This window comes from Actinomadura sp. NPDC048394 (genome assembly GCF_040651755.1).
GTDB classification, from domain to species: domain Bacteria; phylum Actinomycetota; class Actinomycetes; order Streptosporangiales; family Streptosporangiaceae; genus Spirillospora; species Spirillospora montaniterrae.
On record NZ_JBEZJL010000078.1, the window covers coordinates 17,574 to 33,474 of the forward strand.

Below are 15,901 nucleotides of genomic sequence, written 5' to 3' on the forward strand. Positions count from 1 at the left end.
TCCGGCCGTGTCGTCGTCTTCGCGTTCGGAGCCGGACCGGTGTCCGGGGGCCCTGCGGGTGCATGCCGCCGCCGATGGGGGGCTGGCGCGCGTCCGGCTGCCCGGCGGCGCGCTCGCGCGGGCGCAGCTCGACGCGCTCGCCGCCGCCTCGCGCGAGCTGGGCGACGGCTTCCTCGAACTGACATCGCGTGCGAACCTGCAGATCAGGGGGCTCGCCGACGGGGCCGAGACCGAGCTGGGCGAGCGGCTTCGCGAGGCCGGGCTGCTGCCGTCCGCGACGCACGAACGCGTCCGCAACATCCTCGGCAGCGTGCTGACCGGACGCGACGGAGACGGGCTGCTGGACGCCCGGCCGGTCGTGGCGGCGCTGGACGCGGGCCTCTGCGCCGACCCGGAGCTCGCCGGCCTCCCCGGCCGGTTCCTGTTCGCGGTCGACGACGGGCGCGGCGACGTCATCGCGCTGCGCGCCGACGTCGGCCTGTACGCGGTGGCGCCGGACGCGTTCGCGCTGGTCCTCGCCGGAAAGGACAGCGGCCTGCGGGCCCGTCCCGAGGACGCCGCCGCGCTCGCGCTGGACGCCGCCCGCGCGTTCCTGCGCGTCCGGACGAGCGAATGGCGGCTCGCCGAACTCGGCCGCGACCTTCCGCTGGCGGGGGACCGGGCGGAGCCCGTGCCGGTTCCCGCGACCCCGCGCAGGACGCCGCTCGGCGCGATCCCGCAGCGGGACGGGCGGACGGCGTTCTCCGGGCTGGTCCCGCTCGGCCGCCTCGACCCGGCCGGGCTGGGCGCCGCCGGGGAGATCATTGTCACTCCGTGGCGGGGCGTCGTCATTCCCGGCGTCGCGGACATGTCACACTTCCCTGGCCTGGTCACCGGACCCGACTGGGCGGGGCTGACGTCCTGCGCGGGCCGTCCCGGCTGCGCGAAGTCGCTCACCGACGTGCGCGCGGACGCGGCCCGCGCCCGCCGCGCCGGCGGCGGCCTGCCGGTGCACTGGTCGGGCTGCGAGCGGCAGTGCGGGCGGCCCGCCGACCGGCACGTCGCGGTCGTGGCCGTCCCCGGCGGCTACGAGGTGCGGCTCGGCGGCGAGGTCCGCGCCCGGCCGCACGACCTGACGGCGACGGCGGCGGCCGCCGCCACGACACGGAGGAGCGAGTGATCGACTACGTCCGCGACGGCGCGGAGATCTACCGGCGGTCGTTCGCGACCATCAGGGCGGAGGCGGACCTCGCGGGGCTGCCGGACGACGTCGCCCGGGTCGCCGTCCGCATGATCCACTCGTGCGGGATGACCGACCTGGTCCGCGACCTGGACCACGCGCCCGGCGTCGTCGCGGCGGCCCGCGAGGCGCTGCTGGCCGGGCGCCCGATCCTGTGCGACGCGCAGATGGTCGCGGCGGGCGTCACCCGCCGGCGCCTCCCGGCGGGCAACGACGTGGTCTGCACGCTCGCCGACCCCCGCGTGCCCGCGCTCGCGGAGAAACTCGGCACCACCCGCAGCGCCGCCGCGCTGGAGCTGTGGCGGGACCGGCTCGGCGGCTCCGTCGTCGCGATCGGCAACGCGCCGACCGCGCTGTTCCGGCTGCTGGAGATGGTCGCGGACGGCGCGCCCCGGCCCGCCGCCGTGCTCGGGATCCCGGTCGGGTTCATCGGCGCGGCCGAGTCCAAGGACGCGCTCGCCGCGTCCGGCCTGCCGTACCTGGTGGTGCGCGGGCGGCGCGGCGGCAGCGCGATGACCGCCGCCGCGATCAACGCCATCGCCAGCGAGGAAGAGTGATGACCGGACACCTGTACGGGGTGGGGCTCGGCCCCGGCGACCCGGAACTGATCACGGTGAAGGCGGCCCGGCTCGTGGAGTCCGCGGACGTGGTCGTGCACCACGCGGCGCGGCACGGGCGCAGCATCGCCCGCCGCATCGCGGCCCCCCACCTGCGCGAAGGGCAGATCGAGGAAGCGCTGATCTACCCGGTCACCACCGAGAGGACCGACGACTACCGCGCCGTGCTGGAGGAGTTCTACGAGCGGTGCGCGGCACGGCTCGCCGAGCACCTCGACGCCGGACGCGACGTCGTCGTGCTGTGCGAGGGCGACCCGTTCTTCTACGGCTCGTACATGCACCTGCACAAGCGGCTCTCCGGCCGGTACCCGACGACGGTCGTGCCCGGCGTGACGTCGGTGAGCGCCGCGTCCGCCGAGCTGGGCCGCCCCCTCGTGGAGCGCGACGAGGTGCTGACCGTCCTGCCCGGCACGCTGCCGCCCGACGACCTGGCCCGCCGCCTCGCCGTGACCGACTCGGCCGCCGTGCTGAAGCTCGGCCGGACGTTCGGCGGCGTCCGCGCGGCCCTGGACGAGGCGGGCCGCCTGGACGACGCCTGGTACGTCGAGCGCGCCACCACCGACGGGCAGCGGGCGCTGCCGCTCGCCGACGTCGACCCGGAGACCGTCCCGTACTTCTCCGTCGCGATCCTGCCGAGCCGCGTGCACGAGCGGACCCGCCGCGAGCTGCCGGAACCCGCCGCGCCGGGGGAGGGACGCGGCGAGGTCGCGATCGTCGGGCTCGGCCCGGCGGGCCGCGAATGGCTCACCCCCGAGGCGCAGGACGCCCTCGCCACCGCCGACGACCTCGTCGGATACGCCCCCTACCTGGCGCGGGTGCCCGCGAACCCCCGGCAGGAGCGGCACGCGTCCGACAACCGGGTCGAGTCGGAGCGGGCCGAGTTCGCGCTCGCGCTGGCCGAGCGGGGACGCCGCGTGGCGGTGGTGTCGTCGGGCGACCCGGGCGTGTTCGCCATGGCCGCCGCCGTGCTGGAGGTCGCCGCCGAGGAGCGCTGGAAGGACGTCCCGGTGCGGGTCCTGCCGGGGCTGACCGCCGCGAACGCCGTCGCGTCCCGGATCGGCGCGCCGCTCGGGCACGACTACTGCGTGCTGTCGCTGTCGGACCGGCTGAAGCCGTGGGACGTCATCGCGTCCCGCCTCGCCGCCGCCGCTGCCGCCGACCTGGTCATCGCGATCTACAACCCGGCGTCGAAGACCCGGACGGAGCAGGTCGCCAAGGCCCGCGACGTGCTGCTGGAGCACCGCTCGCCGGACACGCCGGTCGTCATCGGGCGCGACGTCGGCGGGCCGGAGGAGAGCGTCCGGGTGGTCCGGCTCGGCGACCTCGACGCGGACGGCGTCGACATGCGGACGCTGCTGCTGGTCGGCTCGTCGCAGACGACGGTCGCCGAGCGCGGCGACGGCCGCACCACCGTGTTCACGCCGCGCCGCTACCCGGCATGAGCGAGCCAGGCCACCGCTTCCTCGACCGTCGCGGCGATCGGGACGCCGACCGGCGCGGGCGGCCGGTCGACCATGACGACCGGGACGCCGAGGGTGCGGGCGGCGGTGAGCTTGGCGGAGGTCATCGCGCTGCCGCTGTCCTTGGTGACCAGCGCGTCGATCGCGTGCTCGCGCATCAGCGCCAGCTCCTCGTCGACGGTGAACGGCCCGCGCGCGAGGACCGTCTCCATCCGCGGCGGCAGCGGCGGCTCCGGCGGGTCGACGGACCGGACGAGGAACCAGCGGTCCGCGTCGCCCGCGAACGCGGCGAGGTTCTTGCGGCCGGTGGTCAGGAAGACGCGCTCGCCGGGCAGGTCCGCGGCGGCGGCCTCCAGCGACGGGACGCGCCGCCAGTCGTCGCCGGGCCCCTCCGTCCAGCCGGGGCGGCGCAGCACCAGCAGCGGGACCCCGGTCCGCTCCGCCGCGACGACGGCGGACTCGGTCATCAGCGCGGCGAACGGATGCGTCGCGTCGACGACCGCGCCGATCCGCTCGCCGCGCAGCCACGCCGCGAGCCCGTCCGGCCCGCCGAACCCGCCGATGCGGGTGCGGCCCGGCGGCAGGTCGGGATCGGCCGTCCGGCCCGCCAGCGAGCTGATCACGTCGTAGCGGGGGTCGGCGGCGAGGGCCCCGGCCAGCCGCCGCGCCTCGCCGGTCCCGCCGAGCAGCAGCACCCGCAGGCGCTCTTCCCCGTGCGGGGTCTCTTCCACGGGCAGGGTCACTTCACCAGGGTATTGCCGTGAGCGATCTCCGTTACGGCTGGACGACCGGCGCGTGCGCGACGGCCGCGACCAAGGCCGCGCACGCCGCGCTGCTCACGGGCGAGTTCCCCGACCCCGTCGAGATCACGCTGCCGAAGGGGCAGACGCCCGCGTTCGCGCTGGCCGTCGAGGAGCTCGGCGACGGGTTCGCGACGGCCGGGATCGTCAAGGACGCCGGCGACGACCCCGACGTCACGCACGGCGCGCTCGTCCGCTCGACCGTCCGGCCGGGCCCGCCGGGCGGCGGCGTCGTGTTCCGCGCGGGTCCGGGGGTCGGCACGGTCACCCGTCCCGGCCTGCCCCTCGACGTGGGCGAACCGGCGATCAACCCGGTGCCGCGCCGGATGATGCGGGAGGTCCTCGGCGACGCCGACGTCATCGTGGAGATCTCCGTCGACGGCGGCGAGGAGCTGGCGCGCCGGACGTGGAACCCGCGCCTCGGCATCCTCGGCGGGCTGTCGATCCTCGGCACGACCGGCGTCGTCGTCCCGTACTCCTGCTCGGCGTGGATCGACAGCATCCGGCGCGGCGTGGACGTCGCGCGGGCGATGGGGCGCGAGCACGTCGCGGGCGCGACCGGCAGCACGTCCGAGAAGGTCGCCGCCGACCTGTACGGGCTGCCGGAGGACGCGCTGCTCGACATGGGCGACTTCGCCGGGGCCGTGCTGAAGTACCTGCGCCGCCATCCGGTGCCGAGGCTGACGATCGCCGGCGGCATCGGCAAGCTCGCGAAACTCGCCGCCGGGCACCTCGACCTGCATTCCAAGCGCTCGCAGGTCGACTTCGGCGTCCTCGCGGCCATGGTCGGCGACGCGGACACCGCGGAGCGCGTCCGGGGCGCCAACACCGCCCTCGACGCCCTCCAGATCTGCCGGCGCGCCGGCGTCCCGCTCGGTGACCTGGTCGCGGCCCGCGCCCGCGAAACCGCCCTCGCCACCTTACGCGGCGCCCCCGTCGCCGTCGACGTCATCGTGATCGACCGTGCCGGCACGATCGTCGGGCGCGCCGGCCCGTGAACGCGGTCAGCGGCAGCGGGCGGCGGAGTAGAGGTGGCTGTCGGTGAACTTCGCGGCGGTCAGGACGCGGCCGACGATGATCACCGCGGTGCGCCGGATGCCCGCCTCCCGCACCTTGGCGGTGATGTCGGCGAGCGTGCCGCGGACGATCACCTCGTCCTCGCGGGACGCGTAGGCGACCACGGCGACCGGGCAGTCCCCGCCGTAGTTCGGGACCAGCTCGTCCACCACCGGCTCGATCCGCTGGACGGCCAGGTGCAGCACCATCGTCGCGCCGCTCCGGCCGAGCGTCGCGAGGTCCTCGCCCGGCGGCATCGGTGTCGCCCGCGCCGACGTGCGGGTCAGCACCACGGTCTGCGCCACCTCCGGGACGGTCAGCTCCCGGCCCAGCGAGGCCGCCGCCGCCGCGAACGCGGGCACGCCCGGCGTCACGTCGTACGGCACGCCCGCCGCGTCCAGCCGCCGCATCTGCTCCGCCATCGCGCTGAACACCGACGGGTCGCCCGAATGCAGCCGCGCCACGTCCTGCCCGCGCTCGTGGGCGGCGACGAGCTCGGCGACGATGTCGTCCAGCACCATGCTCGCCGTGTTCACCAGGCGCGCCCCCTCCGGGCACCACCCCAGCACCTCCGGCGGGACGAGGCTCCCCGCGTACAGGCACACCGGCGACGCCGCGACCAGGTCCCGGCCGCGGACGGTCATCAGGTCGGCGGCGCCCGGCCCGGCGCCGATGAAGTGCACGGTCACCGGCCGTCCCCCCGCGTCGCCGCCCACTGCGTCACCGGCATCATCGGCCGCCAGCCGGTGAACCCGCCGACCGCCCCGGCGCGCCCGATCTCGATCCTGGTCAGGTCGCCGCCGAGCCGCTCGCGCGCCTGCGTCACCACCCGCTCCGACTCGATCGTGACGGCGTTGACGACCAGCCTTCCGCCCGGCCGCAGCGCCTCCCAGCACGCCTCCACCATCCCCGGCGCGGTGACGCCGCCGCCGATGAACACCGCGTCCGGCGCGCCGAGGCCCGCCAGCGCGGCGGGCGCCTCCCCGACGACGACCCGGATCCCCGGCACGCCGAGGGCCCGCGCGTTCGCCTCGATCCGCTCGGCGCGCCGCGGCCGCTCCTCGATCGCGATCGCCCGGCACGACCGGTGCGCGCGCATCCACTCGATCCCGATGCTGCCGGCGCCGGCCCCGACGTCCCACAGCAGCTCGCCCGGCACCGGCCCCAGCCGCGCCAGGGTGATCGCCCGGACCTCCCGCTTGGTGATCTGCCCGTCGTGGTCGTAGGAGTCGTCCGGCAGGCCCGGCACGACCGGCGTCCCGGGGCCCTCGCAGCGGATCGCGACGACGTTGAGCGCGGCCGGATCGTCCGGGACGGGGCCGACGCGCTCGTCCTCCGCGCCCAGCCGCTCCAGGACGGTCACCTCGCTGCCGCCGTAGCCGCGCTCGTCCAGCAGCGCCCTGACCTCGGCGGGCGTGTCCGCGCCCGCGCTCAGCACCAGCACCCGCCGCCCCGGCGCCAGCACCGCGGTCAGCACCGACAAGGGACGCCCCACCGCGCTGACGACCTCGGTGTCCTCCACCGGCCAGCGGAGCCGCGCGCACGCCAGCGACAGCGACGACGCGTGCGGCACCACCCGCACCCGCTCCGCGCCCAGCAGCCGGACCAGCGTCGTCCCCACCCCGTAGAACATCGGGTCGCCGCTCGCCGCGACCGCGATCCGGCGGCCCCGGTGCGCCTCGAACAGCGACGGCAGCCCCGGCAGCATCGGCGACGGCCACAGCGCCCGCTCGGCGTCCAGCGACGGCAGCAGCCCGAGCTGCCGCGGCCCGCCCATGATCACGTCCGCCTTGCGGAACGCGTCCCGGGCGGGCTCGGTGAGGCCGTCCCAGCCGTCCGCGCCCATCCCGACGACCCAGACGTCCGGCGCCGCCGGCGCGTCCACCGGCGCGTCCACCTGGAGGTCCGGGCGGGTGATCCCGTCAGACATTGCCGAGCACCCGCCCGACCGCGATCTCGATCACGACCCGCTGCGGGTTGGCGCGCGGCGGCTTGTACCGCTCGGCGTACCGGCGCTCGGCGTCCGCGACGGCGGCGGCGTCCGTCCGCAGGACGGCCCGGCCCTCGACCGTGACCCAGTGCCGGCCGTCCACCTGGCTCACCGCGACCGGCAGCCCCGCCTCGCCCGCCGCCCGCACGTGCCGCGCCTTCGCCGACCCCGCCGAGGTGATCACGCGCACCAGCCCGGCGCCCGCGTCCAGCGTGGCGCCCACCGGCACCGCGTGCGGCGTGCCGTCCGGCCGGACCGTGACCAGCGTGCACACCCGGCGCTCCCGCCAGAACTCCCGGACCCGCTCGTCGTCCAGGCTCAGCCGGTGTCGTGTCCCCTGCATCTCGTCCTCTCGTCCGGGTGAGCAGCAGGATCCCAGAAACCGGCGGCGGTTCGCGCGCCGGGCGGGTCAGGCGGCCGCCAGCCGCGCGCACAGCGCCGGGACGGCCTCCCCGATCGGCTCCCGGACGACCTCGTCGGCGAGGTCGTCGTAGGGCGTCGGGTCGCGGTTCACGATGATCAGCCGGGCGCCGCACTCGGCCGCGATCGCGCACAGCCGCGCCGCCGGGTCCACGGTCAGCGAACTGCCGATCGCCACGAACACCTCCGACGCGCGGGCGATGTTCCCGGCCAGCGACAGCACGTCCGCGTCGAGGTACTGGCCGAACAGCACGATCCCCGGCTGCAGCACGCCGCCGCAGCCCGGGCAGGACGGATCGTCCTCGCCGCGCGCCAGGACCTCGGCGGTCGGTGCGGACGCGCGGCAGCGCAGGCACGACGTGGTGGCCATGCCGCCGTGCAGCTCCAGCACCTTGCGGGGCGTCGAGCTGGCCTTCTGGTGCAGGCCGTCGACGTTCTGGGTGAGGATCCGGACGGCGGCGGCCTTCTCCAGTTCGGCGAGCGCGCGGTGCGCCGCGTTGGGGCGGGCGTCCGCGTGGAGGTCGAGCGTGCGCCAGAACCGGCGCCTGGCCTCGGCGTCGTTGACGAAGTGCTTCCGCGTGAACAGGCGGGCCAGTTCGGGGTCCCGGGTCCACACGCCGGACGGGCCCCGGTAGTCCGGGATGCCGGAGTCCGTGGAGATTCCCGCGCCGGTCAGCACGGCGATTCGTGCGGTCATGGGGGAGAACGTACGGGCCGGGAGGTGACAGGGTCACCCCGTTTTCCGCGCTGGCGGACATATGCCGTCATATGATTAGTTAGCGCAAGAAACTATCTCTGGGGAGGGGAGAGCGTGCCGACCAAGCACTATCCGTGGATCGCGCTGAGCAACACGACGCTGGGCATGCTGCTCGCGACGGTCAACTCCTCGATCGTGATCATCTCGCTGCCGGCGATCTTCCGCGGGATCCATCTGAACCCGCTGGAACCGGGCAACGTCAGCTACCTGCTGTGGATCCTGATGGGCTACATGCTCGTCTCCGCGGTGCTGGTGGTGACGCTCGGCCGGCTCGGCGACATGTTCGGGCGCGTCCGGATGTACAACGCCGGCTTCGCGGTCTTCACGGTCGGGACGATCGTGCTCGGGCTGGACCCGCTGCACGGCAGCGCCGGCGCCGTCTGGCTCATCGCCTGGCGGGTGTTCCAGGGCATCGGCGGCGCCATGCTCATGGCCAACTCCGCCGCGATCCTCACCGACGCGTTCCCGGCCGGCCGGCGCGGCATGGCGATGGGCGTCAACCAGGTCGCCGGCATCGCCGGGAGCTTCCTCGGCCTGGTCGCGGGCGGCCTGCTCAGCGAGGTCAACTGGCGGCTCGTGTTCTTCGCCTCCGCCCCGATCGGGCTGATCGGGACCGTCTGGGCGTACCGCAGCCTGATCGAGACCGCCACCCGGGCCGTCCGCGCCAGGATCGACTGGATCGGCAACGCGACCTTCGCGGTCGGGCTGACCGCGCTGCTGGCCGCGATCACCTACGGGATCCAGCCGTACGGCGGCCACGACATGGGCTGGACGAACCCGTGGGTGCTGGCGGGCGTCATCGGCGGTGTCGTGGTCCTCGCGGTCTTCTGCTACATCGAGACCAAGGTCGACGAGCCGATGTTCCACCTCGACCTGTTCAGGATCCGCGCGTTCGCGGCCGGGAACGCGGCCGGGCTGCTCGCCGCGATCTCCCGCGGCGGCATGCAGTTCATGCTGATCATCTGGCTGCAGGGCATCTGGCTGCCGCTGCACGGCTACGACTTCGAGGACACCCCGCTGTGGGCCGGCATCTACCTGCTGCCGCTGACCCTCGGGTTCCTCGTCGCCGGGCCGATCTCGGGCCACCTGTCCGACCGCTACGGGGCCCGCGCGTTCGCCTCCGGCGGGCTGCTGCTGTCCGCGCTGGCGTTCCTCGGCCTGCTGCTGATCCCGACGGACTTCAATTACGGGGTCTTCGCGCTGCTGATCTTCCTCAACGGGGTCGGCTCCGGGCTGTTCGCCGCGCCCAACACCACCGCGATCATGAACTCGGTGCCGGCCGGGCAGCGCGGCGCCGCGTCCGGCATGCGCGCCACCTTCATGAACGCGGGCATGGTGCTGTCGATCGGGGTGTTCTTCTCGCTGATGATCGCCGGGCTGTCGAACTCGCTGCCGAAGACGCTGACCGGCGGGCTGACCTCGCACGGCGTCGCGCCCGACGTCGCCGCGCGGGTCGGCGGGACGCCGCCGGTCGGCACGCTGTTCGCGGCGTTCCTCGGCTACAACCCGATCCAGAACCTGCTGGAGCCCTTCCACGCGCTGGCGGGCATGAACCCGCACGACGTCGCCACGCTGACCGGCCGGTCGTACTTCCCGCACCTGATCGCCGACCCGTTCCACCACGGCCTGGTGATCGTGTTCAGCATGGCGATCGCGATGTCGCTGATCGCGGCGCTGGCCTCGCTGCTGCGCGGCCGCCGCTACGTCCACGACGACAGCGCGGCGGACGCGCCGGAGCCGGTGAAGGCCGGGAAGGACGCCTCCTGAACCGGCGAGACCGCCCCCTCCCGGCGGACCGCTGACGCGGCCCGCCGCACTCGGCCCCGCCCCGGAACCCCCGGCCGCGCCCTGCGGCCGGGGGTTCCGTTCTGCGGCCTACTGCTTCGCCGGCTCCGGGCAGGACCCGGTGGTGGCGGTGGGGCTCGGCGCGGGCGCCGGATCGCGCTCGGGGACGCCCGGGCCGGTCCGGCGCAGGTTGTGCTTCTTCATGACCGCCTGCAGGTCGGGGTTGCCGTCGCGGCCGTCGGCGTCGGCGAGCGCGGGGCACGCCCAGGCGTCCTGCCGGCCCCACGAGTAGCTGATGTCGAACGCGGGCCGCGGGACGAGCCGGTCCCACCGGGCGAGGATCGCCTTCATCTCGCCCGCGGCCGGCAGCCGCCAGTTCTTCTCCCCGTCGCTGCAGGACTGCCCGAACGTCTGGAACACCGGCACGATCATCTTCGTGGAGAACCCGGCCCGGGTCGCCTGGCCGACCATCGTGTCGATCGCCTTCAGGTCGCATCCGTCGTGGCCGGAGCGGCACGGGTAGGGGTCCAGCCCGATCAGGTCGAGGTGGGTCTCGGACGGCTTGAGCGGCCCCATCGGCCAGTCGGTCAGCGACGCGAACGCCTTCTGGCCCGGCGCGTACCGGTGCACGATGTCGGCGCGCTGCCGCAGCTTCCCGGCGATGCCGGGGCACTGGTCGGGGTTCGGCTCGTCGGACAGGTACCAGCCGTACACGCGGTCGTCGCCCGCGAACCGCTTCACCGTGCCGGCGAACGCCGACGCGCTGTTCTGCTGGAAGTCCCCGCAGGTGGTGTTGCCGACCCACAGCAGCGCGCGGCCGCCCTTCGGCAGCGCGGCGAGGTCGCCGGCGTCGGGGTCCACGTCGAACAGGTCGTAGCCGAGCGCCGCGGCCTTCGCGCGGTCGCCCGCCGGCATGTTCAGCGCGGCGTGCAGGGTTCCGGTGACGAGGGGGGCGGCGGCGGGACGGGCGGCGGCGTCGCCCGGCGAGGGGGCGACGAGGTACCCGGTGACGGCGCCGCCGGCGGCGGCCGCGGCGGCCACCGCGAGCAGTTGCGTCTTCATGATGTCTCCCGGCATCGCTGACGCGGCATGGGCATGAGATGCGCGTCCAGCGTCGCACGGGAACGGGGCGGATCACGGGGGAAACCGGCCGAGGGCCGCGATGACCCCGGAAACGGACGGGACCGGCCGCCTTTTCGGACGGCCGGTCCCGGGACGAGCGGTGCGCTCGCGGTGCCGGTGGTGCGGAAGGGTCAGACGCGCCAGGAGCGGACGAGCTCGTCCAGCGCCGCCTGGTCGTAGACGATGCCCTGCTCGCCGAGCTCCCGGGCGACGAGCTCGCCGTCGCCGTGGTGCTTGGCCAGCAGCCGGTACACCGCGTAGGGGAACCAGTGGTTGTCGCTGATCCGCCGGATCTCGGCCTCGTCGCAGGTGTAGCCCTCGGCGCGCACCTCGTCGAGCGTCGCGGCGATGTCGCCGTGCCGCCGTTCGAGGATGTCGATGACGATGGTGCGCAGGTTCTCCGGGTCGGGGCCCGGGGCGGGCTCCTCGTGCGGGACGCCGACCGCGCTGCGGCCGTTGAGGCTCCCGCGCGCGGCGGCGCTGACCACGGCCAGCTCCGGCTCCGGCTCGGGCGCCGGGACCGGCTCGGGTTCGCGGGCCGCGGCGGGCGGGGCCGCGGCGGAGGGGGCGGACGGCGCCGGGGCGGCGGCGGCCGGCTCGGCCTCGCGGGCCCCGGCGGCCGCCGAGCCGTTCGCGGTGCCCGACTCGATCGCCTTGCCGGAGTGGCCGGGCACCTGGATCTGCGGGAACGGCCCGGTGTTGCGCAGCGGCATCAGCGTGATCTGCTGCAGCGTGACCGGTCCGGCGATGGCGCGCGGCGCGGGCTCGGCGGGCTTCGGCTCCTCCTCTTCCGCGGACTGGCGCGAGACGTACCGGTGCAGTGTTCGCAGCAGGACGAACAGGCCGAGCATCGACACGATCGGCGGGACCGCGGCCGTCGCCTGGTAGGAGAACGACCGGTGCCCGACGTGCCCCACGTTGAAGATGAGGCTGGCCGTCCAGCCCGCGAGGGCGATGGCGAGCGGCAGGAAGAAGTCGAGCCAGCTCATCATGTCCCGGCGGCGCAGCACGAAGGCGTCGACGGCGAGCAGGAAGAGGCCGAGCTCGCCCACGATGATGAACAGGTCGACCAGCAGCGGGAACGAGTCGGCCTTCCATCCGCGCAGGCCGTGTTCCAGCGCCCAGTGGTAGAGCCCGGCGTAGGACTGGGCGAAGCCGCCCGCGGTCGCGGTCATGACCGCGATCGCCATGAAGGCGATGGCCCCCCACCGTGTGATGACCTGTACCCGGTTGGCAGCGCTCATGCGGCAGGTGCTCCAGATTGTCTTACCTAACCAAATGTGATCGGTGGGAGACTATCCATTCGCTGCGCGTTTCGTGGGGGATTCCAGTTACGTCTGTGTACCGTTCGCCCTCTACCGGACCCGCGGGGACGAAACCGAACCCGGTGGACGGCCTGGCCGGCGGGCCGCCGAGCGGTGCCGGGGCGAGGCGGCTGCCCGAATCGGGCCGGCGGCGTGCATCGATCCGGGGATCCGGGGAACGGCGACAGAAGCGAGCGATTTGAGTGAAATGTCGATTTCGTCGCGGGAGAACCCCGGGGGAGGGGGACACGATGAGCGACGCGGACGACGTGCTCGGGGCCGCGCTGCCGCTGGAGTACGAAGAGGACCTGGACCCGCTGCTGGACCGGATCGGCGACGCGTCCTGCGTGCTGATCGGCGAGGCCAGCCACGGCACCCACGAGTACTACGCCTGGCGGGCCGCGATCACCCGCCGGCTGATCGCCGAGCGCGGCTTCTCCTTCGTGGCCGTCGAGGGCGACTGGCCGGACTGCCGCCGCGTCGGGCGGTCGGTCACGCTGGCGCCCGGCGGCGCGGAGGACCCGCGCACCGCCCTGAACGCCTTCGAACGCTGGCCCACCTGGATGTGGGCCAACGACGAGACCGTCCGGTTCTGCCGGTGGCTGCGCGAGCACAACGCCGGCCTGCCGCCCGACGAGCGCGCCAGCTTCTACGGGCTGGACGTCTACAGCCTGTGGGAGTCGCTGCGGGCCGTGGTCGACCACCTGGCCGAGCACCGTCCCGAGTACCTGCAGACGGCACTGGAGGCCTACCGCTGCTTCGAGCCGCACGGCGAGGACCCCCGGTCCTACGGGTGGAACACCGCGCTGGTCCCGGACGGGTGCACCGAGGAGATCATGGCGCTGCTCACCCGGCTGCGCCGCCCGGTCTCGCACGGCGACTCCCGCGACCCCGACGAGGAGCTGGACGTCCGGCAGAACGCCGAGATCGCGGCGGGCGCCGAGCGCTACTACCGCACCATGATCGGCGGCGGGCCGGAGTCGTGGAACGTCCGCGACGTGCACATGGCGGACACCCTCGACCGGCTGACGGACTTCCACACCCACGGCGGCCAGACCGGCAAGGGCGTCGTGTGGGCGCACAACACCCACGTCGGCGACGCCCGCGCCACCGACATGGCGGACGCGGGCATGGTGAACCTCGGGCAGCTCGCGCGCGAGCGGCGCGGCCGGGACCGCGTCGTCCTCGTCGGGTTCGCGGGCGGCCCCGGCGAGGTGGTCGCCGCGCCGAGCTGGGGCGACCCGATGGAGGTCATGACCGTCCCGCCGCCGGCGCACGGGTCGCTGGAGGAGGTGCTCGCGCGGTCGGAGCTGCACCGCGGCCTGTTCGTGGTGCCGCCCGAACGCGACATGCCCCGCTTCCTCACCGGGACGCTCGGGCACCGCGCGATCGGCGTCGTCTACGATCCGGACCGCGACCCGCGCCAGTACGTCCCGACGCGGCTCGCCGACCGGTACGACGCCCTGTGCTGGTTCCGGATCACCTCCGCGCTCGCCCCGCTGCACCTGGAGGCGGCGCGGCGCGGCGAGCTGGAGACCATGCCGACGGGCGTGTGAGGAGCGCCGCAGGCGCATGAGCAGGGCCGACGCAGGGAGACGGGCATGACGCTGACCATGGGCCCCGGGCCGCTCGCCGGATCGCCCGGCGACGACGTCAACTTCCGCATCGAGGGGCCGAAGCACCGCCATGCACGACTTCCCGCGCCGGGTGCACGCCCGCTTCGGCGGGGAGGTGGTCTTCGACACCGAGCGGGGGAAGCTGCTGCACGAGACGGGGCTGCTGCCCGTCCTGTACGTCCCCGAGGAGGACGTCCGGACGGACCTGCTGGAGCGGACCGGCCACAGCACGCACTGCCCGTTCAAGGGAGACGCCGCGTACTGGACGATCCGCGCCGGCGGCCGCGCCGCGGAGAACGCGGTGTGGGGCTACCCGGAGCCGCTGCCCGAATCGTCCTGGCTGCGCGGCTACATGGCCTTCTACTGGAAGCCGATGGACGCCTGGTACGACGAGGACGAGGAGGTGCACGGGCACCTGCGCGACCCGTTCCACCGGGTCGACGCGCGCGCCACGTCCCGGCACGTCCGGGTGCTGCTGGGCGGGGAGGTCGTCGCGGAGAGCGAGCATCCGATGCTGCTGTCGGAGACGGGCCTGCCCAACCGGTTCTACATCCCGGCCGCGGACGTGCGCCGCGAGCTGCTGACCCGCAGCGACAAGCGCACGGTCTGCCCCTACAAGGGCCAGGCGACGTACTGGTCGCTGGACGGGGCCGAGAACGCGGCCTGGTCCTACGAGGAGCCGCTCACCGACGCGGCGAAGATCGGCGGCTACCTCAGCTTCGACCACGAGGCGGTGACCGTCGAGTCCGAGCCGCCGCCCGGCACGTGAGCGCGCCGCCGGACGTCGCGGTCGCCGGGCAGATCGTCCGCGACCTGGTGCTCGTCGTCGACGAGGCGCCGGGCCCCGGCGGCTCGGCGGACGTGCGGCGCCGCCGGGAGATGCTCGGCGGCAAGGGCGCGAACCAGGCGGTCGCGCTGGCGCAGCTCGGCATGCGGCCGGCGCTGGTGGGCGTCGTCGGCGACGACGACGCGGGCCGCGACGTGCTCGGCCAGGCGCGCCGTGACGGCGTCGACGTGTCCCGCGTGGTGCGCCGCGCCGGCGCCGGGACGGGCCTGATCGTCGACATCGTCGACGGCGCGGGCCGATGGCGCTACCTGGAGGACACGCCGCCTCCCGTCCTGCTCACCGAGGCCGACGTCGCGGCGGCCGGTCCGCTGCTGCGGGCCGCGCCGTGGACGGCCGTCCAGCTGCAGCAGCCGCCGGGGGCGGTGCGGGCGGCCGTCGAGCTCGCGCGGGGCAACCGGATCGTGCTGGACGGGGCGCCGTCCGAGGACGACCGCGACGACCTGCTCGCCGCCGCGTTCCTCGTCCGTGCCGACGCGCGCGAGGCCGCGATGCTGGCCGGCGCCCCGATCGGCTCGGCGGAGGAGGCCGCGCGGCTCGGCGCGGACCTCGTCCGGCGCGGCCCGTCGCTGGTCGCGCTGGCCGTGGAGGACGCGAACGTCTTCGTCTGGGAGGGCGGCGGGGCCGTCGTGCCGCTGGACGACACGCCCGTCACCGACACGACGGGCGCGGGGGACGCGCTCACCGCCGCGCTGATCGCCGCGCTCGCCCGCGGGGAGCCGCCGGAGCGCGCCGCCCGGTTCTCGGCGGCGGCGGCCGGTGCGACCGTCGGACGTCCCGGCGGCCGTCCGGCCCTGAGCTTCGAGGGCGTGGGGGCGCGCGCGGGCCTGTGACGGGCGCGCGCGGGCCTGTGACGGGGGCGCGCGGGGCCGGTTTGCCGGACACCGGTTTACCGGGCAGGTGACAGCGGG

The 15,901-nt window shown here is 75.0% G+C and carries 15 protein-coding genes; 8 read left to right on the top strand and 7 right to left on the bottom strand.

Features of this window, described 5'->3' with window-relative positions:
* The first annotated feature begins 7 nt into the window (after window positions 1-7).
* From AB0C78_RS40090 to cobJ, 3 genes are read left to right on the top strand one after another with little or no spacing between them, the layout of a single operon-like run.
* A complete protein-coding gene (locus tag AB0C78_RS40090; protein WP_360758661.1) occupies window positions 8-1,159 on the top strand; it encodes a precorrin-3B synthase in 1,152 nt (383 codons plus the stop codon).
* Window positions 1,156-1,776, top strand: coding sequence for a precorrin-8X methylmutase (locus AB0C78_RS40095; RefSeq protein ID WP_360758663.1), 621 nt, complete (start codon window positions 1,156-1,158; stop codon window positions 1,774-1,776). The genes AB0C78_RS40090 and AB0C78_RS40095 overlap by 4 nt, the downstream gene beginning before the upstream one ends.
* Window positions 1,776-3,278, top strand: coding sequence for a precorrin-3B C(17)-methyltransferase (gene cobJ / locus AB0C78_RS40100; protein ID WP_360758665.1), 1,503 nt, complete (start codon window positions 1,776-1,778; stop codon window positions 3,276-3,278). The genes AB0C78_RS40095 and cobJ overlap by 1 nt, the downstream gene beginning before the upstream one ends.
* Here cobJ and AB0C78_RS40105 read toward each other — a convergent pair.
* Window positions 3,266-4,039: a cobalt-precorrin-6A reductase gene (locus AB0C78_RS40105; protein ID WP_360758667.1), complete on the bottom strand. Its 774-nt coding sequence runs from the start codon at window positions 4,037-4,039 to the stop codon at window positions 3,266-3,268. The two genes, cobJ and AB0C78_RS40105, sit on opposite strands and share 13 nt — an antisense overlap.
* Before the next feature lie 17 nt (window positions 4,040-4,056).
* Between AB0C78_RS40105 and AB0C78_RS40110 the strand changes: the two genes are divergently transcribed.
* Entirely contained in the window at window positions 4,057-5,094 is a 1,038-nt protein-coding gene (locus AB0C78_RS40110; RefSeq protein ID WP_360758669.1) for a cobalt-precorrin-5B (C(1))-methyltransferase, read from the top strand.
* A gap of 6 nt (window positions 5,095-5,100) precedes the next feature.
* On the opposite strand, the gene cobM is transcribed toward AB0C78_RS40110, so the two are convergent.
* From cobM to AB0C78_RS40130, 4 genes are all read right to left on the bottom strand, one after another.
* Entirely contained in the window at window positions 5,101-5,841 is a 741-nt protein-coding gene (cobM, locus tag AB0C78_RS40115) for a precorrin-4 C(11)-methyltransferase (protein ID WP_360758671.1), read from the bottom strand.
* Window positions 5,838-7,082 carry a precorrin-6y C5,15-methyltransferase (decarboxylating) subunit CbiE gene (cbiE, locus tag AB0C78_RS40120; protein ID WP_360758673.1) on the bottom strand — a complete coding sequence of 415 codons (1,245 nt, stop codon included), beginning with the start codon at window positions 7,080-7,082 and terminating at the stop codon, window positions 5,838-5,840. Before cbiE ends, cobM begins: the two co-directional genes overlap by 4 nt.
* Complete coding sequence (locus AB0C78_RS40125; RefSeq protein ID WP_151544670.1) at window positions 7,075-7,485, bottom strand: TIGR03618 family F420-dependent PPOX class oxidoreductase; 411 nt, start codon at window positions 7,483-7,485, stop codon at window positions 7,075-7,077. Before AB0C78_RS40125 ends, cbiE begins: the two co-directional genes overlap by 8 nt.
* Window positions 7,486-7,551: 66 nt before the next feature.
* Window positions 7,552-8,259 (bottom strand): Sir2 family NAD-dependent protein deacetylase, encoded by a 708-nt coding sequence (locus tag AB0C78_RS40130; RefSeq protein ID WP_360758676.1) that lies wholly within the window; start codon window positions 8,257-8,259, stop codon window positions 7,552-7,554.
* 114 nt (window positions 8,260-8,373) lie between these two features.
* Here AB0C78_RS40130 and AB0C78_RS40135 point away from each other — a divergent pair, with 114 nt between their 5' ends.
* Window positions 8,374-10,086, top strand: coding sequence for an MFS transporter (locus AB0C78_RS40135; protein ID WP_360758678.1), 1,713 nt, complete (start codon window positions 8,374-8,376; stop codon window positions 10,084-10,086).
* A 108-nt stretch (window positions 10,087-10,194) separates the two neighbouring features.
* Here AB0C78_RS40135 and AB0C78_RS40140 read toward each other — a convergent pair whose 3' ends face one another.
* Both AB0C78_RS40140 and AB0C78_RS40145 read right to left on the bottom strand, forming a co-directional pair.
* Window positions 10,195-11,166, bottom strand: a complete 972-nt coding sequence (locus AB0C78_RS40140) for a hypothetical protein (RefSeq protein WP_360758680.1) — start codon at window positions 11,164-11,166, stop codon at window positions 10,195-10,197.
* Between the two features lie 191 nt (window positions 11,167-11,357).
* A complete protein-coding gene (locus AB0C78_RS40145; protein ID WP_360758682.1) occupies window positions 11,358-12,470 on the bottom strand; it encodes a DUF2637 domain-containing protein in 1,113 nt (370 codons plus the stop codon).
* A 311-nt stretch (window positions 12,471-12,781) separates the two neighbouring features.
* Between AB0C78_RS40145 and AB0C78_RS40150 the strand changes: the two genes are divergently transcribed.
* From AB0C78_RS40150 to AB0C78_RS40160, 3 genes are all read left to right on the top strand, one after another.
* Complete coding sequence (locus AB0C78_RS40150) at window positions 12,782-14,086, top strand: erythromycin esterase family protein (RefSeq protein WP_360758684.1); 1,305 nt, start codon at window positions 12,782-12,784, stop codon at window positions 14,084-14,086.
* A gap of 130 nt (window positions 14,087-14,216) precedes the next feature.
* Window positions 14,217-14,915 (top strand): DUF427 domain-containing protein, encoded by a 699-nt coding sequence (locus AB0C78_RS40155; protein ID WP_360758686.1) that lies wholly within the window; start codon window positions 14,217-14,219, stop codon window positions 14,913-14,915.
* Entirely contained in the window at window positions 14,912-15,823 is a 912-nt protein-coding gene (locus AB0C78_RS40160) for a PfkB family carbohydrate kinase (RefSeq protein WP_360758688.1), read from the top strand. The genes AB0C78_RS40155 and AB0C78_RS40160 overlap by 4 nt, the downstream gene beginning before the upstream one ends.
* The last annotated feature ends 78 nt before the right edge of the window (window positions 15,824-15,901 follow it).